The following is a 23,926-nucleotide window of genomic DNA, read 5'->3' on the forward strand; positions in this document are numbered from 1 at the left end:
TAGAATATTTTATTTTAGCTAAAAATTAGAATGGATGATACTTGGATACATTGATATTGAATCCATTTCACAAAAAATGGTACTAGAATCAAATTTAGAAAGTGTGCACACCGTTGAAAAGCTTATTTCAAGGGTAAAGGATGAGTATGCCATTTCCGATGATAATTATAATGATATCTGGATTGCTTTAAATGAAGCTGTTTCAAATGCCATTAAGCATGGCAATAAGTTTAATCCTGCTAAAAAAGTTCGTTTGACAATTGAAACGAAAGAGGATCGTTATCTTTGTTTTACCATTAAAGATGAAGGCGATGGTTTTAATCCTGCTGACGTTCCTAACCCAACGAGTCCGGATAGAATTGGTGAACCTAATGGAAGAGGCGTTTTTTTAATACATAAATTAGCAGACACAGTTACCTATTCCGAGAATGGAACCTGTGTCGAAATCGGTTTCGATCTCTACAAAAATTAAGATTCGTTTACGTAGAAAAGTAATTTATCCCCACTAACATTTTCTTTTACAACAGGCTTTTGATTTAAAATTGGAGCTTTTACACCCTTTCCCAATTCCTTTTCAGAAATAAATACGCGAGCCGAATCCCACAATCCTTCATCTATAAAACTGTTGAGTAATAATTCGCCTCCTTCCACTAAAAGTGAATGAATGTTACGTTTGTATAATTCTTCTAAAACTTGCGGAATAACAGCCTGCTCAAAATTAATTTTCACAAATTCCAAATTGCTTTGTGATGGCTCGTCCACAGAAGTAAAAATGAGTGTAGGAGTCGTTTTGTCAAACAAATTGAATTGTTTAGGAATCCGTAACCATTTATCAATTGTGATGCGCAATGGATTTTTACCTTTTACTTCTCTTACAGTTAGTTGTGGGTTATCCAAAAGGGCCGTATTGGTTCCAATCATAATGGCTTGCTCTTGGCTGCGCCATAAATGCAATAATTTTTTAGAATCAGAATTACTGATTTGAATTGGCTTAGAGGTATTCTCTTCATTTCGTTTGGCATCAATAAAACCATCTGCTGTTTGTGCCCATTTTAAAATAATGTATGGACGCTTTTTTTCATGATACGTAAAGAAGCGTTTGTTTAATTTTTTACAATCCTCTTCTAAAACACCAACCTTCACATCGATTCCAGCTTTTGCTAATTTTTCAATACCTTTTCCCGAAACAAGAGAATTGGTATCGATACTTCCGATAACAACATAAGGGATTTTATGCTCCACAATCAAATCAGCACAAGGAGGTGTTTTACCAAAATGGGAGCAAGGTTCTAAATTTACGTAGAGCGTAGATTTTTTTAAAAGCGTTTTGTCTTTTACAGCATTTATCGCATTTACTTCGGCATGGGCTTGTCCATACTGCTCATGATACCCTTCACCAATAATTTCACCATCACAAACAATCACTGATCCAACCATCGGATTGGGAGCAACCTGTCCTAATCCTTTCACGGCCAAATCTAGGCAGCGCTTCATATACGTTTCGTTCGTGCTCATATAATTCTTCTCAGTGTTTTAACTATTCTTACCTTTGCTAAGGTATGAAAATTGCTTCAAATAAAATTAAAGACATTCTCCGCTATTTTCGAGAGGAGTTACAAGATGTTTATCCCAAAGAAGAACTCGAATCCATTATTGCTTATTGTTTTGAGTACTATTTAAAATTAAATCGCGCGGAATTGATTTCAAAAGCGGAACAAACAATTAGCGAATCGGAATTACTTAAATTGAATTTTGCAATTAAGGATTTAAAGATTCAGAAGCCGATTCAATACATACTGGGTGAAGCGGATTTTTATCGATTGAAATTTAAAGTAAATGAACATGTGTTGATTCCGCGCCCGGAAACGGAAGAGTTGGTGCATCTGATTATTAATGATACTGAAAATAATGCAGAATCACTGTCGATACTGGATATAGGAACAGGTAGTGGTTGTATTCCGATTGCCCTAAAAAAAAATATGCTAGCTGCAAATATAGCCGCAATGGATGTTTCTGCAGACGCACTTGAAGTTGCAAAACAGAATGCCAATCAAAATGGAGTCGAAATAGAGTTTGTTTGCGACTCCATTCTAAATCCCACATCTCATATCTCACACCTTACATCTCACTTCGATATCATTGTAAGTAATCCTCCGTATATCTGTGTTTCTGAAATGGAAGGAATGGATAAAAATGTGGTTGCTTTTGAACCTCATTTAGCGTTGTTTGTAGAAAACGATAATCCCTTATTGTTTTATGAAGCCATTTGTAATTTTGCTTTAAAAGCACTAAAAAAAAACGGAGTCATTTATTTTGAAATTAATCAACGTTTGGGTCCTGAAACAAAGAATCTGCTTGAAAATAAAGGTTTTAAGAATGTGGAATTAATCAAGGATTTAAGCAATAATTATCGTATCTTGCGAGGTAATATCTAAGCATTATTTCAATGAAAAAAATAACTTTTATTTGTGTTATAAACCTTTTCTGTATAACCTCAATGTTCTCACAAGGTGGTTTTACAGTGGATGTTTTTCCAACAAATGTTGGTGGCAAAACGGAATTTAAAAGGGTGTTTGAACAGGAGATGGTTTTTCCTGAAAAAGCCTTGAAAAATAAGTATTACGAAAAGGTGACAATTAATTTTGTAATCAAAAAGGATAGTTCGGTTTCTGATGTTAAATTAGCGATGAGAGGCGATAAAGAAACGAATGCGGAAGCACTTAGAGTGTTTGGTTTGTATCAATGGGTGCCTGCAATTAAAGAAGGACAGTATGTTGATGCAAATTGGTCGGTTTCATTTGAGTTTGATCCTGCTAAATATGCTAAAATTTGTAAAAAAAGAGGCTACGAAAAATTTAAATATCTCGCTAACGAAAAAATAGATTCCACCGGAAAAATATATTCGACAGGTGTTCAAATGCCTACCTATGAAAAGGGAAATTTTGCTTTGCAAGATTTTATAAAAGAAAACCTCGAATACCCTCGCCAAGCGCAATTATCCAATTTGCAAGGCACAGTTTTACTCAGCTTTATTGTTGAACCAAGCGGTTTGATGACCAATATTGGTGTTGTAAAATCCGTTGGTGGAGGATGCGACCTAGAAGCAATTCGTGTTTTGGAACAAATTAAATGGTATCCTGGTAAACACGATGATAAATTGGCTCGGATAAAAATGACGTTCCCATTTTATTTTATTTTAAACGAAGACTTTAAAGACAATGCTGCCGGGGAGCAGAAATAAATGATATGAGTGACAGCATAAAAAATAAGATTGAGAAAATTTCAAAAGAACTCGAAGAACATAATTACAATTATTATGTCCTTTCAAATCCAACAATTAGTGATTTTGAGTTCGATAAATTATTGGAAGAGTTGATTACTCTTGAAAAAGAACACCCTCAATATTTATCACCTGATTCCCCTTCTCAAAGAGTGGGTGGAACAATCACCAAAGAATTTAAGAATGTAAAGCATAAGTATCCCATGCTTTCATTAGGGAATACTTACAATGAAGAAGAGCTTCGCGACTTTGACGAACGTATTAAAAAGCCGGCATCAGTGATTTTGAATATGTTTGCGAATTGAAATACGATGGTGTTTCGATTTCGTTAACCTATGTGAATGGACAATTAACTCAAGCAGTTACGAGAGGTGATGGTGAAAAGGGAGATGATATTACAGCAAATGTAAAAACGATTGGAAGCATTCCGCTCAAATTAAGAGGCAATAATTTTCCAGCTGAATTTGAAATACGGGGTGAAATTTTTATGCCCAAGCGTGAATTTTTAAGAATCAATGATGAAATTCGTAAAGACCTGATAGAAGAAGAATATAACGAAGAAGAGATTTTTGAAAAACAATTAAAAAATCCGCGAAATGCTACTTCAGGGACACTGAAACAACAAGATTCAAAAGGCGTAGCAGAACGTAAATTGGATTGTTATTTATATTCTATACTTGGTGAAAACTTGCCATTTACTTCTCATTACGAGAGTTTGCTGGAAGCAAAAAAATGGGGATTCAAAGTTTCAGCCGACATGGAAAAATGTTCATCCGTGAGCGATGTCGTTAGCTACTTGAATAAATGGGATAAAAAACGTCACGATTTAAATGTTGAGACAGATGGTGTAGTGATTAAAGTAAATTCCTATGAACATCAAAAATTTCTCGGATTTACTGCAAAATCTCCACGTTGGGCGATCGCATATAAATTTAAAGCTGCGAGAGTTTCAACGATTTTAGAAAGCATTTCTTATCAGGTTGGACGAACAGGAGCAATTACTCCTGTGGCGAATTTAAAACCCATTCAACTTGCAGGAACAACTGTTAAACGGGCCTCACTTCATAATGCAGATATCATTGAAAAACTGGACATCCGAGTAGGAGATACCGTTTTTGTTGAAAAAGGTGGTGAAATCATTCCCAAAATTATTGCTGTTGACCTCTCAAAAAGAAACAATGATTTATTTTCAGATGCTGCTCAACCAACTCAATACATCACTCATTGTCCGGAGTGCAACACTGCATTAATTCGCAGCGATGGCGAAGCAAATCATTATTGCCCGAATGAATTAGGTTGCCCGCCACAAGTGAAAGGTAAAATGGAACATTTTGTTTCACGTAAGGCAATGGATATTGATAGTTTAGGCGCGGAAACAATCGCTCAACTTTATGATGCAGGATTAATAAAAACGATAGCAGATATTTATGAGTTGAAAAAGGAGGATTTGCTAAAGATTGATCGAATGGCAGAGAAAAGCGCCACTAATTTATTGGCAGGTGTTGAAGCGTCCAAGAAAGTGCCTTTTGAAAGAGTACTTTTTGCTTTGGGTATCCGTCATATTGGAGAAACCACCGCTAAAAAATTAGCTTTCTATTACAAAAATATCGAGTCATTAAAAAATGCTACCTTAGAACAATTGCTGGAAGTTGGTGATATAGGTGAACGCACGGCACAAACCATTATTGACTATTTTGCTGATGTAAGGATTGCAGAAATTTTAGGTAAGCTAAAAATGACTGGACTTCAGTTTGAATTATCAGAAGAACAGTTAACAAATACAAGTGAAAAACTGAAAGACTTGTCTTTTGTTGTTTCTGGGGTGTTTACCAAATTTTCCAGAGATGAAATAAAAAAGACGATCGAGAAAAATGGTGGAAAAAATGTCGGTTCTATTTCTGGGAAAACGAATTTTGTTTTAGCAGGTGAAAACATGGGGCCAGAAAAATTGAAAAAAGCAGAAAAACTAGGTGTTTCAATAATCTCAGAAGATGATTTTATTAAAATGCTTGAAGATTAAAAAAAATGTTATTTCGACCAATCCCAAGAGTTGCCGGGAGGAGAAATCTTTTTTGTAAACAAATAATTAGAACAAATTCTCATAAAAAGAGGGGAAGAGGATTAAATGAGCATCTTTAAAAATATAAAACTATCAATAGCCAATCGAGCATTAAAGCAAGAGCTGAAAACTGCTGCGATTGTTCGTAAACCGAGCCAATTTAGCTTTGATAATGTAAAAACAGTGGGAATTATTTTTGATGCAACCAATGCCGAAGATTTTGATATCGTGAAACGATATGTGGTTTATTTGCGAGAGCATCAGAAAAAAGTAAAGGTGATGGGCTTTTTTAGTAAAAAGGAAATCCCCGCATTAACCTATTCTAAATTAGAATATGATTTTTTTACGATTAAAGAATTGAATTGGATGGGAACACCTAATTCAGTCGTGATTCGTAATTTTATTCATGAAGAATATGATTTGTTAATAGATTTAAATATTCATGATCATTTTCCTTTAAAGTATATTGCCGCTTTATCTAAAGCTGCATTTAAAGTTGGGAAGTTTAATGAAAATGACATCGAAATTTATGATATGATGATTGATGCGGATAATACAAAAACTGTAAAATACTTTTTGCGTCAGATTGATACATATATTACAATGCTTAATAAAACAGAAGTAAATAAGGAAATGAGCTAAATGGGTTCATTGGGGGGAAGAAGGAATCGTATTTTAAAACTCCCTCAATAACTAAATTAACTTAATCAACTTAATCAACTAAACTATGAATTACATCCTCTTTGACGATACTGCAAGAATCAATCTTCTTCCACTCACATTTACCAGACCGGTTGCGGAAATTCGGATTGGTATTTTAACCATTCGTGAGAAATGGGAGAAAGTTTTGGATATAAAAGTTTCTTTTCAAACGGAAGAATACTTAAACAAAAAATTTCCAACTGAATTTGCAATCGATACAGACAATATATGGATCAACGGCTCTGTTTGTCCGAATGCAAAATTGCTGGAAGAACTAAAATCCTTACAACCCAAACAAGCCTTATTATCACTAGGAACGGTATTGGCTGTTAATTCTGGTGATGTAAAAGCTTTTGATTTTAGAAATATAGAAGGGTTTACGAAATTCGAATCCGCTGCTCAAGCCATCCGAATTGAAAACCCTTGGGATATTTTTTCAAAAAATGGCGAAGCTATCAAAGATGATTTTGAATTGATCACCAAAGGCAGAAAGTCGCTCGCCCTGAGTAAAACCAATCAAATTATCGCAGTAGAAAACATTTTTGTAGAAGAGGGTGCTAAGGTAGAATGTGCGATATTGAATGCTTCTACTGGTCCGATTTATATTGGAAAAGATGCTGAAATAATGGAAGGCTCGATCATTCGTGGCCCATTCGCATTGTGCGAACATTCGGCATTAAAATTAGGTGCCAAAATATACGGACCAACCACCGTTGGGCCGCACAGCAAAGTAGGAGGAGAGGTCAACAATTCTGTTATCTTTGGTTATTCAAACAAAGGGCATGATGGCTTTTTGGGAAATTCGGTTTTAGGCGAATGGTGCAACATTGGCGCAGATAGCAATAACTCCAATTTAAAAAACAATTATGCGGAAGTAAAATTGTGGAATTATGAGAAAGAACGATTTGTAAATACAGGTTTAACATTTTGTGGATTAATTATGGGAGACCATAGTAAATGTGGAATTAATACAATGTTCAATACAGGAACAGTAGTTGGAGTTAATGCCAATATTTTTGGTTCAGGATTCCCACGTAATTTTGTTCCTTCTTTTTCATGGGGTGGGGCAGCAGGATTTACTACCTATAAAACAAAAGATGCCTTTGAAGTTGCAAGTCGTGTGATGGAAAGAAGAGGCATGACTTTCAACGAAATAGAACAGAATATTTTAACTCATGTTTTTGAGTTAACAGAAAAATATAGAAAATAAATTTATATGGATTTTTCATCAACTGAAATTGTAGGCTATTTAGCATCTTTAATTGTATTGATTTCATTTTTGATGAAGAATATAAAAACACTCCGAATCATTAATTCTATTGGATGTGTGCTTTTTGTCGCTTATGGAATATTACTTAATTTCTCTATTCCGATAGTGATCACCAATGTGGCAATTGTTGCCATCAATATTTATTATTTGGTAAAAGTGAATAAAACGGAAAACTAATCCAGTTATTACTTGTTACAATTGTTATCGCTGAGATTTGAATGGGTTTTCCCAATAATTCACGCTCAATACACTGTGCCATTTTGTCCCAAATCTCCCCATGGCATAGCAATTGAAAAAAGGGATACATAATAGTATTAAAACGACTTAATTTACTCACAATATGACTGATAATTTTGACTTGAATGGCTTGGTACCAATGCTCCGCGACAATCTGATGGACGAAGACACTGAGTTTATTCCTTTGCTTTCATCGGAAGATGAAGATCAAATGAATTCCGAAAAAGTACCCGATGAGCTGTCAATTTTACCTCTTCGAAATACGGTTTTATTTCCTGGTGTGGTGATTCCTATAACCGTTGGAAGAGATAAATCCATTAATTTGATTAAAGATGCCTATAAAGGCGATAAAATAATTGGTGTTGTTGCGCAAAAGAACGATTCCGTGGAAGATCCTTCCGTTGAAGATTTGAATAAAATCGGAACCGTTGCACAGATCATTAAAATGTTGCGTATGCCGGATGGGAACACGACTGTGATTATTCAGGGCAAAAAACGTTTCGAATTAAAAGAAATCAAACAAACCCAGCCTTATATCAAAGCGGCTATCACCGCATTTGCTGAAACTCGCCCCAAAAAGGATGATAAAGAATTTGATGCGCTTGTATCTTCTTTAAAAGATTTAGCACTTCAGATTGTAAAACAAAGTCCGCATATTCCTAGCGAAGCCGGTTTTGCTTTAAAAAATATCGAAAGCCCATCGTTTTTAATCAATTTTATTTCTTCCAATATGAATGCTCCTGTTGAAGAGAAGCAAAAAATGTTGGAAGTAATTGACTTGAAAGAACGCGCCACGATGGTGTTGTCAAACCTGACGAAGGAGTTACAAATGCTTGAATTGAAAAATCAAATTCAATCCAAAGTAAAAGTAGATTTGGATAAGCAGCAACGTGATTATTTCTTACACCAACAAATGAAAACCATTCAGGAAGAGTTGGGGGAGAATAACAATACACAGGATATTCAGGAAATGAAAATCCGTGCAACAAAAAAGATTTGGAACAAAGAAGTGGCGCAAGCATTTGATAAAGCGATCGGGAAACTGGAACGCATGAACCCAAATGCTGCTGAATATTCGATTCAAACAAATTATTTAGAAGTGTTATTGGATTTGCCTTGGGATGAAAAAACACAAGATAATTTTGATTTAAAACGTGCTGAAAAGGTCTTGAATAAAGACCATTTCGGAATGGAAAAAGTGAAAGAACGCATTTTGGAACACTTGGCTGTTTTGAAATTGAAGGGGAATATGAAATCACCAATTTTATGTTTGTACGGCCCTCCGGGTGTTGGTAAAACATCCTTAGGGAAAAGTATTGCTGAAAGCTTGGGGAGAAAATACATCCGTATGAGTTTGGGTGGTTTACGCGATGAAGCCGAAATTCGTGGTCACCGCAAGACCTATATTGGTGCTATGCCTGGAAGAGTTTTGCAAAGCATCAAAAAATCAGGCTCCTCAAACCCTGTGTTTATTTTAGATGAAATTGATAAAGTAGGAAATGATTTTCATGGCGACCCTTCCTCTGCTTTATTGGAAGTGTTGGATCCTGAACAAAACAATGCTTTTTACGATAACTATGTGGAGTTGGATTATGATTTATCAAATGTGATGTTTATTGCAACGGCAAATTCATTAAGTACTATTCAGCCTGCGTTGCGCGACCGGATGGAAATTATTGAAATTACCGGTTATACCATTGAGGAAAAAATGGAAATTGCAAAACGCCATTTAATTCCGAAACAATTGGAAGAGCAAGGGTTAAAGAAAGACCAACTCACGTTAAATAAAGATGTGATAGAATACATCATTGAAAATTATACACGTGAAAGTGGTGTGCGTGGAATGGAAAAAGTAATTGCCAAAGTTGTACGAAATGCAGCAAAATCAATTGCGATGGATCAAAAATACAATGTGAATGTTTCTGAAAAAGATTTAGTAAAAATTCTTGGACCGGCTCATGCAAAAGACCGTTACCAAGGAAATGATGTTGCAGGTGTAGTAACTGGATTGGCTTGGACGAGTGTGGGTGGTGATATTTTATTTATTGAAACCAGCATTACAAAAGGTACAGGTAAGTTAACACTTACCGGAAATTTAGGTGACGTCATGAAAGAGTCGGCTGTCATTGCATTGGAATATCTTAAATCACATAGTACTATTTTGGGATTAAAACCGGAAGTCTTTGACAAATGGAATGTTCACATCCATGTGCCAGAAGGAGCAACACCGAAAGACGGGCCAAGTGCAGGAATTACCATGTTAACAGCGATTGCATCTGCTTTCACACAACGTAAAGTAAAAGATAAATTAGCCATGACAGGAGAGATAACATTGCGTGGAAGGGTATTGGCAGTAGGTGGAATCAAAGAAAAGATATTGGCAGCAAAACGTGCAGGTATCAAAGAAATTATTTTAAGTGCCGACAATAAAAAAGATATTGATGACATCAAAAAGGAATACATCAAGGATTTGAAATTCCATTATGTAGAAAAAATGATTGATGTTGTTAAATACGCTTTATTGAAAGAAAAGGTGGACAATCCGCTTGATTTAACAATCAAAGAAGAATAGAAGAAAAAATAGCTTTTAAAAACCGCGGCTTGTGCCGCGGTTTTTTTTGTAATGAGCTTAGAGTCAGTTACCTGTATTTTTGCAATTGCGCTTGCAATAAACCCCATTGTTTCTCGTTTAAAACACGGATATTTTTATTTATATTTGTGTTAATGAATTTTAGAGCTCTACTTTTTCTTTTATCAACAGTGGTTATTTCTGCACCTGCATTTGCTCAAGTTGGAGGAAACAATACCTACGAATTTCTGAATTTGCCTATTTCGGCAAGGGTTTCTGCACTTGGTGGAAATTTAATTCCTGTTAAGGATAACGACTTAAATGTTTCCTTAATCAATCCTTCTTTGCTTTCCGATTCAATGAGCAATAATGTTGCTTTGAGCTATATCAATTATTTTTCGGATGTGAACTATGGGTATGTAGCGTATGCGAAACACTTCGATAAAATCGGGAATTTTAGTGCCGGCATTCATTATTTAGATTACGGAAAATTTACGCGTGCGGATGAAATAGGTAATACGGATGGAACATTCGGAGCCAGTGAAATGAGTTTTAATTTGGCCTATGCAAAGTCTATTTTAGATACCAACCTAACTGTTGGGGTCACTTTAAAAACAATCTACTCTCAATTAGAATCCTATACTTCCTGGGGCTCCGCAATCGACTTAGGGGCAACCTATGTTCGCCCTTCACATGGATTTGCTGCTGCTGTGGTTGTAAAAAACATAGGTCGCCAATGGAAACCTTATGTGGAAGGAAACAGAGAGAAATTACCTTTTGAAATTCAAATCGGAATTTCTAAAAAACCGAAACACGTTCCTTTCCGCTTTTCATTGGTGTATGAAAATCTAGAAAAATGGGATTTAACCTACATTGATCCAGCCAATCCACCGCTTACGGAAGATCCACTAACTGGTGAACCAATCAAACAAAATAAAGCGAAAATATTTGGGGATAAATTTATGCGTCACATGGTGATAGGTGGAGAGTTTATCATCACTAAAAACTTTTTCTTGCGAGCTGGTTATAATTATCAGCGCAGAAAAGAATTAAAAATCCCTGAAAAAAGAGGGGCAACAGGATTCTCTTTCGGGTTTGGATTCAGAATTTATAAATTTCATATCAGCTATGGTCGTGCAGTGTATCATCTTGCCGGTCCATCAAATAATTTCTCCATAAGCATGGATTTGAACAGTTTTTATTCTAAAAAGTTTAAATCTCCTGCTACTCCATAATTTTTATTCAAAGAAATTATCTGTAATTTTGTTCCTAGCATTCTATTCTTATGACCAAAATTACCATTGCAATTGACGGATATTCTTCGTGTGGAAAAAGCACACTGGCAAAGGCATTGGCTTCAAAGCTTGGTTATGCCTACGTAGATTCAGGTGCAATGTATCGCTGTGTTACACTTTACGCGCTCAGAAAAGGCGTTATTAAAGATCATAGTTTTCAAGAAAGTGATATCGTTCGATTATTAGATGAAATCAACTTAACCTTTCAGTTTAATCCCAATACAAAATCATCAGAAACCTTTTTAAACGGAGAAAATGTTGAGAAAGAAATTCGGCAAATGGTTGTTTCTGAGAATGTTAGTAAGGTAAGCGCAATACACGATGTGCGTGTAAAAATGATTGCTATTCAGCGCAAATTAGGGAAAAACAAAGGGATTGTTATGGATGGTAGAGACATTGGTACGAATGTTTTTCCAAATGCTGAACTAAAATTGTTTATGACCGCTGATACCGATATCCGCACGCAACGTAGATTTGATGAACTTTCCTCAAAAGGTCAACACATTTCTTTTAGTGATGTGAAATCCAATTTGATTTATCGCGATCATGAAGATACTCACCGAAAAGAAAATCCGTTAACACAAGCCCAAGATGCTATTGTTCTTGATAATTCCGACTTAACGCGTGAGCAACAGCTTGAATTTGTTATCAAATTAATCTACGACCTAACCTTAAATACGGATTAAGATTGCGTTATCAGCGTATTTCTTTTTTTTGAATTTCCTTTCAAAGTTTGTCTTTTCCTATTAATTCTTTATATTAGTGTTCTATTTTAGTTATGAATACTTAATTCCAGGCACACAAGTTTATGAAACATGTTAATTATTATGGTTTTACATTTAAATTCACCAGTGTAAAGCTGTTCGTTTTTCTGTTTTTTTCGTTTGCTTCCTTTGCTGGAAATGCGCAGGTTTTTTGGACAGAATCGTTTAATAACGGTTGTTCTGCTAATTGCGGTGCATCTACCTATGTTGGTCCGAATGGTCCATGGACAGTTACATCTACAGGTCCGGAAGGTGCAGAACCCAATAATTGGTATGTCAGCTGTGCGGAAAATGGACATACTGCCGGTATTTGTGGGACAGGTTGTGTTCCAGCCAGTGCAACAGCAACCTTGGCTACGCTTCATGTGGGTGCCGACCCTTCTTTTATTGGCGATATTGGTGCGGCCTATGATGCCGGTGGATTATGTGGAATATTAACTTGTCCACAAACGGATAGAAGAGCTGAATCTCCTGTTATTAGTACTGTTGGAAAGACAGGAATCACACTTGCATTTAACTACATAGCAAATGGTAATCCTGGGACTGATTTTGCTACAATAATGTTTTCTACAAATAGTGGTGCAACCTGGTCGTTATTAACTACACCAGCTGTTACGCCTTTTGGTGGTTGTGCCCCTCAAGGTCAGTGGACGGCCTTTTCAATGCTTTTGCCTGCCACTTGTGATAACATTGCAACCTTAAAAATTGGTTTCAGATGGGTAAACAATGATGATGGAGTAGGAACCGACCCTTCTTTTGCTGTTGATGAAGTTACTTTATCCGTGCCAAGCGTAAATTCAATTACCACAGGAACAATTACGGGTAGTCCTTTTTGTGCATGCAGTGCAATGAACGTTCCTTTCACAAGTACAGGAACATATACTGCAGGAAATACATATACGGCTCAATTATCAAATGCAGTAGGCAGCTTTGCTGCACCTGTTAATATTGGATCGCTTGTAAGTGTTGCAAATGCAGGGGTAATTGCTTGTACGATTCCATGTGGTACACCAACCGGGTCAGGATATAGAATAAGAGTGATTAGTTCAACACCCGCTGTTACCGGAACCGATAATGGCGTAAACATTACCATCAATACGGAAGTGGTACCCTCTGTTTCGATCTCTGCAACCAGTACATCGATTTGTACAGGTGGCTCTGTAACATTTACAGCAACACCAACAAATGGTGGAGCAGGTCCAACTTATCAATGGCAAGTGAATGGGGTGGATGTATTAGGGGCAACAGCTACTACTTTTACTACTACTACGTTAGTGAATGGGGATGTCGTTTCAGTAACCATGGTTTCAAACGCCTTGTGCGCAACACCTACAACGGTTGTATCGAATACCATACTTATTACTGTGACAGCTATTCTACCTGCATCCGTTAGTATTACTTCTACCGGAGCAACTATTTGTGCTGGTGATCCTGTTGTTTTTACTGCTACACCTACCAATGGTGGAACCACACCAACATACCAATGGCAAATTAATGGAACAAATGTAGGTGGGGCAACCTCTTCGACATTTACTTCTTCCACATTGGTGAATGGAGATGTGGTTACAGTTATCATGACATCTTCATTGGCTTGCGTTTCCGGTTCTCCAGCTACTTCCAATAGCATTACCATAACCGTAGCGGCCGTTGTTCCTGCTTCTGTTAGTATAGCCGCTAGTCCGGGTATCGTTGTTTGTGTTGGTGATTTAGTAACATTTACCGCCACACCAACTAATGGTGGCGCCACTCCAACGTATCAATGGCAATTGAATGGAACCAATATCGGTGGTGCAACATCATCCACATTTTCTTCTTCTACTTTGGTTACAGGTGATGTAATCACCGTAATCATGACTTCCTCATTGAGTTGTGCAACCGGTTCTCCGGCTACATCCAATACACTTACAATGACGGTTACTCCAACTGTAGCTGCTTCGGTTTCGATAGTAGGAGCACCATTAACAATTTGTATTGGTGATCCTGTAACATTTACCGCAACACCAACCAATGGCGGTACAACCCCAAGTTATCAGTGGCAAATAAATGGTGTAAATGCAGGAACAAATTCACCAACATTCACATCAACCGGACTTGCAAATGGAGATGTGATAACAGTTATCATGACATCTTCATTTACTTGTGCAACAGGGTCTCCTGCCACGTCTAATTCACTTTCTGTTGTTGTAAATTCATGTACACCTCCGGTTGCTAATTTTACAGCCAATCAAACCGTATTCTGTGCAACACCAGCTTGTGTTAATTTTACCGATTTAAGTACAAATACTCCGACAAGTTGGAGCTGGTCATTCCCGGGTGGTTCTCCTTCAAGTTCTACTTCTCAAAATCCTACAAACATTTGCTATTCAGCCAATGGTTCGTATGATGTTGTTTTAATTGCAACCAATGCAGATGGCTCGGATACCTTAACCCAAATCGGATACATCACCGTTGGCGCACCTGTTACTGTAACTGTTTCAGGTAATTTAGTTATCAATGCCTGCGAATCCACAACCTTGTATGCGAGTCCAAGTGATGGAACATATTCTTGGTCACCGGGAATCAGCACAACAGGTCCTGAAGCCACTGTTTCCCCAACCGTAACAACGGATTATACAGTTGAATATACCAGTCCGCAAGGTTGTACCGATACAGAAACGGTGACCGTTGTGGTGGAAAATATTTTCACCTACTACATGCCAACCGGATTATCTCCGAATGGTGATGGTGTAAATGATGTGATACAAGTGCATGGAAGAGGTATTGATTATATCAGTCTGAAAATATTCGATCGAATTGGAGAGAAAGTTTTTGAAACTACCGATCCTTCAAAAGCATGGGATGGTAAATTGTTGGGACTACGCATGAATGATAATGTTTTTGTTTACGATTTGGTAGTAGTTTTTTGTGATGGTAGTGAAGCCAAAGAACATGGCGCAATTATGTTGGCGCGATAAATAAAATGATTTATGATTAAAAAAATTATATATACCGTATTTGCTTTGGTTTCCTGTGTGACTTCTCTGTCTGCACAAGATTATCATTTCTCTCAGTTTTACTTAGCACCATTGAATGCAAATCCGGGAAATACCGGAGCAATTAATTCGGATATTAGAGCATACACATTGTATCGGATGCAATGGTTTACGGTTACCAATCCATATAAAACATTTAATGTGGCAGTGGATGGTCCGATTTTTAAAAAGCGCATGTTGAGTGATGATTTTTTTGCAGCTGGGTTAAACATTGTGAATGATAATCAAGGACCGATGCGATTAAAAACACAATCCTACAATGCATTGGTTTCGTTTACCAAATTTATTGGTGGTCGCCAAAAACACAACATTACGTTAGGCTATACCATTGGTTACAATATCAAATCGGTTTCATTGGGTGGTGTGAAATGGGACAGTCAATACAATCCTGTTTCAGGAACCTATGATCCAAGTTTTGGAGTGGCTGAAGGTGGAGGAGGAACTGGGTATTTAGACATGTCTACCGGAATTGTTTGGAATTTTAGAACGAACCATTTATTCAGAAGCGCACTCGGTTTTTCATTTCACCATTTTACCGCACCACGTGTAAGTGTTATTGGTGGCCCGGAACGATTGATTCCTAAATTCGGAGTACAATGGAATATTGGTTATAAATTGAGTGAAACAAGTAATACTACCTTAATGCCAAGTATTATTGCTTATCAGCAAGGTTCATCCTTATTATTAAATGGTGGTTTGAACGTAAAATACGTGTTGGAGGAAGCATCTCGTTATACGAGCAATCAAACGGATAAAGCAGTTTATTTTGGAGTGTTTTACCGTTTCAGAGATGCTGTATATGTTACCTTCCGATATGAATTTAAAGAGTTTGCTTTTGGTGCAGCCTATGAAGTAACGGCTTCTAAATTAACTCCTACATCTAAGTCGGTTGGAGGATTTGAATTGTTCCTTCAGTACAACGGAATCTTTAAAAACAAACAAGCGAAAAAAGCAAGAGCAAGATTCTTATAAACTGTTCTGAAAGATAAAAAATCCCTTCGGTATATTCCGAAGGGATTTTTTATTATTAATTGACCTCGTAAGCTCCAAGATCTGAAAGTCCGCCCATAGGCCGTAGAACAGTATTAATATCATAAAGAATAATAGAACCCGGAGCAGGATTGCCTTTATTTACAACATTTGCAGTCGTTAACGGTTTGTAATTGTTAGCTCCAATATCCGTAAAGCCTGGATCAAAATTTTTATATGCACTATTGTAATGAATTCCGTTTGGAATAGCTCTTTCTGTTTTTAATAAGGTGTATTCAAATTCATAAGAAAAAGCACCGCTGGTTAATGCTGTATCCATTCCAATTTCTTCAGCGATATCGCCATAAATAATACAGTTTCCAAAGTAACAGCTGTCCATCGGTCGGAGAATTTGTGAACCGCCTGCCGAATAATAGTAATTACTCATTGCAAGAATGGGTGTTGTGCGACTATCGTAGCTCCAGTAATTGGCAAACGTGCAATGTTCAAATCGGTATTTCCCGCCAATGGTAAGTGCTGCGACATATTGTCCGCAGTTTGCAAATACACAATTTACAGCTCTAATATGAGCACCTTGTCCGTATAAAGCGGCAGCCGACATGTTTTTTACAATGGTGTTCGATAGGCGAAGCGTGGGAGTGGTAAGCGATGCAACAGTATCAACCTGTATTCCAATCTGTCCGTTTTTAATAATTGCGTAATTGATAATATTGTTTTTGCTCAAGGCGGAGAGCCATATTTTCCCCCATTGCCCCGGAACATCTTTGTATTCAGCTTCCAAGCGGTCACCTTGAAAAGTTACTTCGTTATTATAAGTACCCGCAATTTCTAACGTCCCATCTCTATATACCCAAAGCACAGCGTTATTATGCATGTATATTTTAGTGTTTTGCTGAATAATTACTTTTTTTGCAGAATCAACAACAACATATCCAAACATTAAATGTGGTTTATCGTTGGGTAAGGTTGTATCCGTTCCTGAAAAAGCAGATGTAATGGAGTAAAATTTTCCCGGCAATGGTTTATGTAAATACACATCTTGCCCAATTGCAATCAACTTTACATCTTGTATATTTCCGTTGGTTTCAAAAATGATTGAATCTTTAATAATTACGGGCATACTTCCGGAAGGATTCACATACACTTGAACAAATACATACATACTATCTCCGCCCAAAATTTCAATATCCGTTAATACCGGCATGCTGGCTGTTGTGGAAATTCCATCAATGTTTAATTTGAATGCAGAACTTGAACCACCTGCTAAATATGCTTTTGAAATGTTTATAGGTTGGTCATGTTGATTGTAAATACGAAATACTTTCGTAGTAGAACCGGCATAATGGAAAACCGTATCAAACAATACGGTATCCGCTGAAAATTCAAGTTTAGCACTAGAATCGGTAATCAATTCATCCTTCCTGCAGGAAGATAAAACAACAATAAATAAGAGGCAAAAAGGCAGAATCTGTTTCAATTTCATAATACAAAGATAGGAGAAGCGCTAAACTAACGGAATTTGAGCTCAAATATTTTAATGGGATGAAAATTGCCCCCAATCTATGGAATTTGCTAAGAAATAGCATCAATCAATAAAAAAACTTAAATTTGTATGTTAAGGTGGTCACAAATATCGTTTTGTATATGGCAACGTGTTGTAAATCACTATTTTGTTAATTATCAATTAAAGCACAATTCTTCCTGTAAAACAGGAATTCTGTATATGAAGCATGTAAGGTTTGTTTACTTATTGCTAATCACGTTTGCATTCTGCACGCGCATTGCTTCGGCTCAAACCACTTTTGGTTCGGAGGAAGAATTAAAAGCTCAAGCTCTCAAGCTATTTGATGAAGATGAGTTTGAAGAAGCCTATCCCTTATATTCCCAATTAACGAGTATTTATCCAAAGGACCCTGATTTCAATTATCGCTTGGGTGTATGTATGCTCTACGCCAGCGATGATAAAGAAAAACCGATTGCTTTTTTAGAATTCGCTTCTAATAAACCGGAAGTGGAGAAAGAAGTATTCTTTTATCTGGCCAAAGCCTACCATTTGAATTATCGTTTTGATGATGCCATCAAAGAATACACGAAATATAAAGATGTGGCATCTTCTGCTAAAGCGGAAAAATTAATGGTGGATCGACAAATTGAAATGTGCAGAAGCGGTAAAAAATTACTCCGCAACTTAACCGATTTGGTGGTGATTGAAAAGAAAGAAATGAGTCGTACCGACTTTTATCGCTCTTATGATATTTCCGGCATTGGCGGTAAACTCCTTGCCAAACCAGATGAAGAAGCTTTTAAAACAGCGCTCGATAAAAAGAAAAAAGAGAAATCAATTATTTATCTCGCATCCAATAACAATCAGGTGTTTTTTTCCAGCTATGGTGATAACATGGATCAGGGAAAAGATATTTACATTATTCGTAAACTCCCTACAGGCGAATGGAGTAAGCCACAAACATTAGGTTATCCTGTAAATACAGAATACGATGAAGATTTTCCTTTCTTACATCCCAATGGAAAAGTATTGTATTTCTGTTCGAAAGGGCATAATTCAATGGGTGGTTACGATATTTACAAAACGACTTTAAACGAGGAAACCAATACCTGGAACAAACCGGTGAACCTTGATTTTCCTATCAATACTCCCGATGATGATGTTTTGTATGTAACCAATGAGGATGAAAAAGAAGCCTATTTCTCGTCCGCAAGGGCAAGTAAGAGTGGTAAAACTGCTGTTTATCATATCAATGTAGAGCGCAAGCCAATCGATATAGCAATCATTAAAGGAGCGGTGATTAAGAATCGCGACAACCAAGCAATTGATGTGAAGATTACTGTAAAGGATTTAGCTGATAATGTCATTCTCGGTATTTTTAATTCAAAAGCTTCCAATGGAGTTTATTTGATTAATGTTCCGAATGGTGGAAAGTTTTTGTTTACGGTGGAAGCAACTGGATTTGCGACACAATCCGATGTAGTGGAAGTGCCTGTCCAATATGTATTTCGCCCGATGAAACAAGAGATTAGTTATGAGTTGGGGACAGATAAGTTAATTATCAAAAATTTGTTTGATGAAGTATTGGATGATGCAAGTTATTTATTGGCATTAAACTTTATTAAGGAAAAATCGAAGATGGATGTGAATGTGAATGATGCAAGTGCATCGAATACATCCACTACAAAAGATGCTGATAATGCAACAGATGTTGCTGCAACAACCAAAGACAATACAACAACAAATACGACCAAATTAACAAACGATGATATTGTTAAAATTGGATACTCGGATGCAGAAGAAGTGGCGAAAGAAGCCAAAGATCTAAAAGAACAAGCGGATGTTGCTTTGGTTTTGGCAAATCAAAAGAATGAATTGGCAATCAATAAAGCAAAAGAGGCGGAGCAATTGATAGCGGATGCCTCTAAAATGTCGGATAATGTTACAAAACAAGCCACCATTGAAGAAGCGAATGCCGCCACAAAAGAAGCTGAAGAATTGAATCAGGAAACGGTTGCTGCATTTAATTTGGCAAAGAAAATTGAATTCAGGGCAGCAGCAAAAGAACAAGAGGCAGAACTATCGATGCAATATGCAAAAGATTTGGAAGCTGCTGTTAAATCCAAAAATACAGATCCAGCCTTGTTTGCGAAGTTGGAAGAGCAACAAAAAAAGTTAGATGCTTTAGCCGAACAAAATAACAATCCTACTTTAGCGAATAGCCTAAAGATGGATGTGGATAACAAGAAGAGGGATTGGGAAAAAGCAATTCAAACTTCTGCCGATATCAAACAAGAAATTGCTGACAATGAAGCATTGATTGTTACCACCCAGGCTGAAGCAGACAAAGAAAGGAATGCCAAAGTAAAACAAGGTTTGTTGGATCAAGTGGAAGGTTTGAAAATGGACACCGAAGACAGCAAAAAAGATTTAGCATTAAACGAACAAAAAGTAGCACAGCTGCAAAAAGAATACAATGGTGCCTTGAATGAAACGGCATTGGTGTCGAATATTTTTGATAAAGCAAAAACAACAACCAACGAAAAAGTTGCTGCGGATGTGGCAATGGTTGATAAGGCAAAATTGGAAGCCCAAGTAAACACAATTAAAAACACTCCCGTTTCTGATAATGCCGTTGCTTTGAATACCACGAATGCAAAATCAAATCCTGTAACGGATTCTAAAACTACTGATACGAAAACAACTGATAATTCAGTAGCTGATTCGAAAACAACCGAAGCAAAAACAACAGAGAATGCTGTTGCTGATAACAAGACAAGTGATTCTAAGACAACTGACGTTGCAGTAACAGATTCAAAAACAACTGAAACAAAAACAACTGACAATGCTGTTGCAGATAACAAGACGACAGACGTTGCGGTAACAGATTCGAAAACAACTGAAACAAAAACAACGGATACTGCTGTTGCGGATTCAAAAACAACGGAAAACCAAACAACCGATAATGCTGTTGCTGATAATACGACTGAAACAAAAGTTGATTATACTCAAAAATTCAACGTAGAACTTTCCGCTGCCAATAATATTCAAAATGATTTAGAACGTGAGAATAAAAAAGCTGAATTGTTAAAAGAATGGTCGGATTCCATCAGTGAAGACATTGCCGCTAAAAAAACAGAAGCGAAAACTGAAAAAGATAAAACAAAGAAGAAAGAGTTGAATTCAGACATTGCAGCGCTTGAAAAAGAATTGAAAGAAAAACAAAAATCCACTTCCGAAGCACTTGCAACCGTTGAGAAGTTGAAAAAGGAAGATGCTGTTGTTGCTGATAATTCTACAAAAACAACAGATAATGTTGTTGCAGAAAATGGTTCAACTACCTCAGAAAATAATACTTCTGATAATGCTGTTTCAACCACTACCAATATCAATACGAAATATAGTAATGAAGTTGCTGCAACCAATTCAATTCCAAATGAGGTTGATCGAGAAAAGGCAAAAGCGGATGCGTTGATGAATTGGAGCAAAGCAATTGATGCAGATGTTGAGAAGAAAAAACAAGAGTTAAATGCCAGTTCAGATCCTGAAATGAAAGCATTGTTGGCGATGAAAATCAAACAAGGGGAAGATTTATCAAAGGAAAAACAAAAAGAAGCTGAGCAAAGTTTAGCGAAAGTAGAACGTATTAATAATCCAACGATTGCTGCAACAACTGAAACAAAAACAACCGATAATGCAGTTGCTGATACCAAAACAACAGATACAAAAACTACAGATGCTGCCGTAACGGATGTAAAAGCAATAGAGACGAAAACAACTGACAATTCAGTTGCTGATTCTAAAACAACCGAAACAAAAACATCAGATAATGCTACGGTTGATACAAAAACATCAGAAACAAAGACATCTGACAATGCAATCGTTGATACAAAAACGACAGACAATGCTGTGACGGATGCTAAATCTGCACAAACAGAAGAAAAAGGTTTTGCATATTCTTCCCCAACAGCCAATGAGCAATCGGTAAAAGCAACAACCTTAAACAAGGAAGCAGATGGATTAATGTCGCAATCCAACGATTTAAAAGCGAAAGCTACCGCAGAAAGCAATACAACAACAAGAAATGCAATTTATGCAGAAGCTGAGGAGTTCGCTAAATTGTCGGAAACGAAACAATTAGAAGCTGCTCAGATAATTGGTGTAGCCAATACAAAAGAATATGGTGATAATAAAAGTAAATTAGATCAATTTGTAAAAGCTACCAAAGGGAATACTTCAGATGATTTGTCGATGGCTGAAATGATGAATGATGAGGCGGATATATTTTTCAATCGAGCGCAAAAATCGCGTGAACTAGCATCCACAGCAAGCACATTTTATGAAAAAGAATCTGCCTTAGAAGATGCATATAAAAATGAAATGATTGCATTGGAAAAGCAACAAAAAGCAACTTCAATCTATTTAAAATATACTCCAGATGTTGCAGCTAAAACCGCTGAAACAAAAACACCTGATAATGCAATTGTCGATGCAAAAACTTCCGAAACCAAAACACCGGACAATTCAATAGCTGATGTTAAAACGACAGAAACCAAAACCCCGGATAACACAGTAGTTGATGTTAAAACGACAGATACCAAAACCCCGGATAATGCAGTAGCTGATGTTAAAACAACAGAAACCAAAACCCCGGACAATACTGTAGCTGATGTTAAAACGACAGAAACCCAAACCCCGGATAATACAGTAACTGATGTTAAAACAACAGAAACCAAAACCCCGGATAATACAATAGCTGATGTTAAAACAACAGAAACTAAAACACCAGAGAATACGACTGGTTCTTCCGTTTTAGTTACGAATGATTCTGGAGTACAAACCAATGAAGTGTTTGTAAAAACATCCGTTCCTGTTTATTCTGCTGCAAAACCAATTCCGGTAAATGAAAAATTACCGGAAGGCTTAATTTTTAAAGTACAAATTGGTGCATTTAGAAATCCAATTCCTCAGGATTTGTTTAAAGGAATGTCGCCAATAACAGGTGAAACAACTCCTCAAGGATTTACACGATATACCGCAGGTTTATTTACTTCCTTCACAACAGCAGATAAAGTAAAACAAGAAATTAGAGACCTTGGATACAAAGATGCCTTTGTGGTTGCTTTTTTAAATGGAAAACGGATTCCAATATTGGAAGCAATGGCGATGGCCGGTGTTTCTGTTCCACCTTCTTCAACTAATCCAACTAGCACGTCATCTGAAACGACTAATGGTTCAGCTGTTGTGAATAACACAACAACAACAACCGAAACAAATCCAGCTACTTCTGTTGTAACCAATCCGAATATTCCGGTGAATAATTCAAATTCGCAACTGACAACACCGCCAAATACTCAGAACATCGCAACTGTTGGAGGACTTTTCTATACAGTTCAAATCGGAGTGTATTCACAAATAGTTTCTTCTGCAAAATTATACAACATTCAACCGTTGTATACTGAAACGGCTCCTAATGGAAACTTTAGATACAATACAGGTATCTATAATAATGTTCCGCGTGCGATTGAAGCAAAAAACATGATTGTGGATGTTGGAATTAAAGATGCATTTGTAACAGCATATTACAATGGTAAACGTATTTCATTACCGGAAGCAGATAAACTGATTAAAGAAGGTACTGCAGCCTATTCAACAGCTCCCAATATTAATCAGTTGCCAACTTTTACAGCTTCTGCAAACAGAGCAACTACTCCGGTGAGCCCGAGAACGACTACCACACCTGTTGTGACTACACCACCTGCCGCTGAGAGAAGAGAAACAACCAATCCTGTTGCTACAACTCCTGTTGAAACGGTTGTAACTACTCCTTCAACAAATACGAATCCTATACCTGCAAGCGTTATTACTACACTTCCCGTTGTAAGCGATCAGGTGAAGTCAGCTGCTGAAGCAAGTAATGTAATGCAGATTGATTCTGGAATTGTGTTTAAAGTTCAAATTGGTGCATTTAAAGAAGAAGTGCCTTTGGAAATTGCCAACAAGTTTTTAAAGATTGCAAAAAAAGGTGTGAAGAATTATAAAGATCAGAATGGGTTAACCATCTATACGGTTGGAACCTACAAAACATACGCAGAAGCAAGTACAGTAAGAGCAGAAGTTGTTGCGGAGGCTGGAATTACAGATGCATTTATTGTGGCTTATAAAGATGGAGCGAAAATCTCTATTGATGAAGCCAGAGCTTTAATGGGAAATTAACCAGATTG

The 23,926-nt window shown here is 36.9% G+C and carries 14 protein-coding genes and 1 pseudogene; 13 read left to right on the plus strand and 2 right to left on the minus strand.

The window, feature by feature from the left end:
- Window positions 1–34 precede the first annotated feature (34 nt).
- The gene (locus tag IPP64_06980) at window positions 35–472 is read left to right on the plus strand and encodes an ATP-binding protein (GenBank protein MBL0329150.1); all 438 of its coding nucleotides are present in this window, start codon (window positions 35–37) and stop codon (window positions 470–472) included.
- Here IPP64_06980 and ribD read toward each other — a convergent pair.
- On the minus strand, window positions 469–1,515 hold the full coding sequence (gene ribD, locus IPP64_06985) for a bifunctional diaminohydroxyphosphoribosylaminopyrimidine deaminase/5-amino-6-(5-phosphoribosylamino)uracil reductase RibD (GenBank protein ID MBL0329151.1): 1,047 nt from the start codon (window positions 1,513–1,515) through the stop codon (window positions 469–471). The genes IPP64_06980 and ribD overlap by 4 nt on opposite strands.
- A 44-nt stretch (window positions 1,516–1,559) precedes the next feature.
- On the opposite strand from ribD, the gene prmC reads away from it, so the two are divergent.
- The 11 genes and pseudogenes from prmC to IPP64_07040 all read left to right on the plus strand — a co-directional run bounded on the left by prmC (window position 1,560) and on the right by IPP64_07040 (window position 16,180).
- Window positions 1,560–2,435, plus strand: coding sequence for a peptide chain release factor N(5)-glutamine methyltransferase (gene prmC / locus IPP64_06990; GenBank protein MBL0329152.1), 876 nt, complete (start codon window positions 1,560–1,562; stop codon window positions 2,433–2,435).
- 11 nt (window positions 2,436–2,446) lie between these two features.
- Window positions 2,447–3,241, plus strand: a complete 795-nt coding sequence (locus IPP64_06995) for a TonB family protein (protein MBL0329153.1) — start codon at window positions 2,447–2,449, stop codon at window positions 3,239–3,241.
- A gap of 5 nt (window positions 3,242–3,246) precedes the next feature.
- A pseudogene (gene ligA, locus IPP64_07000) lies at window positions 3,247–5,300 on the plus strand (NAD-dependent DNA ligase LigA).
- 105 nt (window positions 5,301–5,405) lie between these two features.
- A complete protein-coding gene (locus IPP64_07005; GenBank protein ID MBL0329154.1) occupies window positions 5,406–5,981 on the plus strand; it encodes a hypothetical protein in 576 nt (191 codons plus the stop codon).
- A gap of 85 nt (window positions 5,982–6,066) precedes the next feature.
- Window positions 6,067–7,251: a GlmU family protein gene (locus IPP64_07010; protein ID MBL0329155.1), complete on the plus strand. Its 1,185-nt coding sequence runs from the start codon at window positions 6,067–6,069 to the stop codon at window positions 7,249–7,251.
- A 6-nt stretch (window positions 7,252–7,257) separates the two neighbouring features.
- Window positions 7,258–7,488, plus strand: a complete 231-nt coding sequence (locus IPP64_07015; GenBank protein ID MBL0329156.1) for a uroporphyrinogen decarboxylase — start codon at window positions 7,258–7,260, stop codon at window positions 7,486–7,488.
- A 199-nt stretch (window positions 7,489–7,687) separates the two neighbouring features.
- The gene (lon, locus tag IPP64_07020; protein ID MBL0329157.1) at window positions 7,688–10,120 is read left to right on the plus strand and encodes an endopeptidase La; all 2,433 of its coding nucleotides are present in this window, start codon (window positions 7,688–7,690) and stop codon (window positions 10,118–10,120) included.
- 152 nt (window positions 10,121–10,272) lie between these two features.
- Window positions 10,273–11,352, plus strand: a complete 1,080-nt coding sequence (gene porQ / locus IPP64_07025) for a type IX secretion system protein PorQ (protein ID MBL0329158.1) — start codon at window positions 10,273–10,275, stop codon at window positions 11,350–11,352.
- A 50-nt stretch (window positions 11,353–11,402) separates the two neighbouring features.
- Window positions 11,403–12,098 (plus strand): (d)CMP kinase, encoded by a 696-nt coding sequence (locus IPP64_07030; GenBank protein MBL0329159.1) that lies wholly within the window; start codon window positions 11,403–11,405, stop codon window positions 12,096–12,098.
- Window positions 12,099–12,220: 122 nt separating this feature from the next.
- Window positions 12,221–15,130 carry a PKD domain-containing protein gene (locus IPP64_07035; GenBank protein ID MBL0329160.1) on the plus strand — a complete coding sequence of 970 codons (2,910 nt, stop codon included), beginning with the start codon at window positions 12,221–12,223 and terminating at the stop codon, window positions 15,128–15,130.
- Window positions 15,131–15,142: 12 nt separating this feature from the next.
- Window positions 15,143–16,180: a PorP/SprF family type IX secretion system membrane protein gene (locus IPP64_07040; GenBank protein ID MBL0329161.1), complete on the plus strand. Its 1,038-nt coding sequence runs from the start codon at window positions 15,143–15,145 to the stop codon at window positions 16,178–16,180.
- Between the two features lie 55 nt (window positions 16,181–16,235).
- Here IPP64_07040 and IPP64_07045 read toward each other — a convergent pair whose 3' ends face one another.
- A complete protein-coding gene (locus IPP64_07045; GenBank protein ID MBL0329162.1) occupies window positions 16,236–17,681 on the minus strand; it encodes a right-handed parallel beta-helix repeat-containing protein in 1,446 nt (481 codons plus the stop codon).
- Window positions 17,682–17,921: 240 nt separating this feature from the next.
- On the opposite strand from IPP64_07045, the gene IPP64_07050 reads away from it, so the two are divergent.
- Window positions 17,922–23,918, plus strand: coding sequence for a PD40 domain-containing protein (locus IPP64_07050; protein MBL0329163.1), 5,997 nt, complete (start codon window positions 17,922–17,924; stop codon window positions 23,916–23,918).
- Window positions 23,919–23,926: the final 8 nt, after the last annotated feature.

The organism is Bacteroidota bacterium (assembly GCA_016722565.1).
Lineage (GTDB): Bacteria > Bacteroidota > Bacteroidia > 2-12-FULL-35-15 > 2-12-FULL-35-15 > 2-12-FULL-35-15.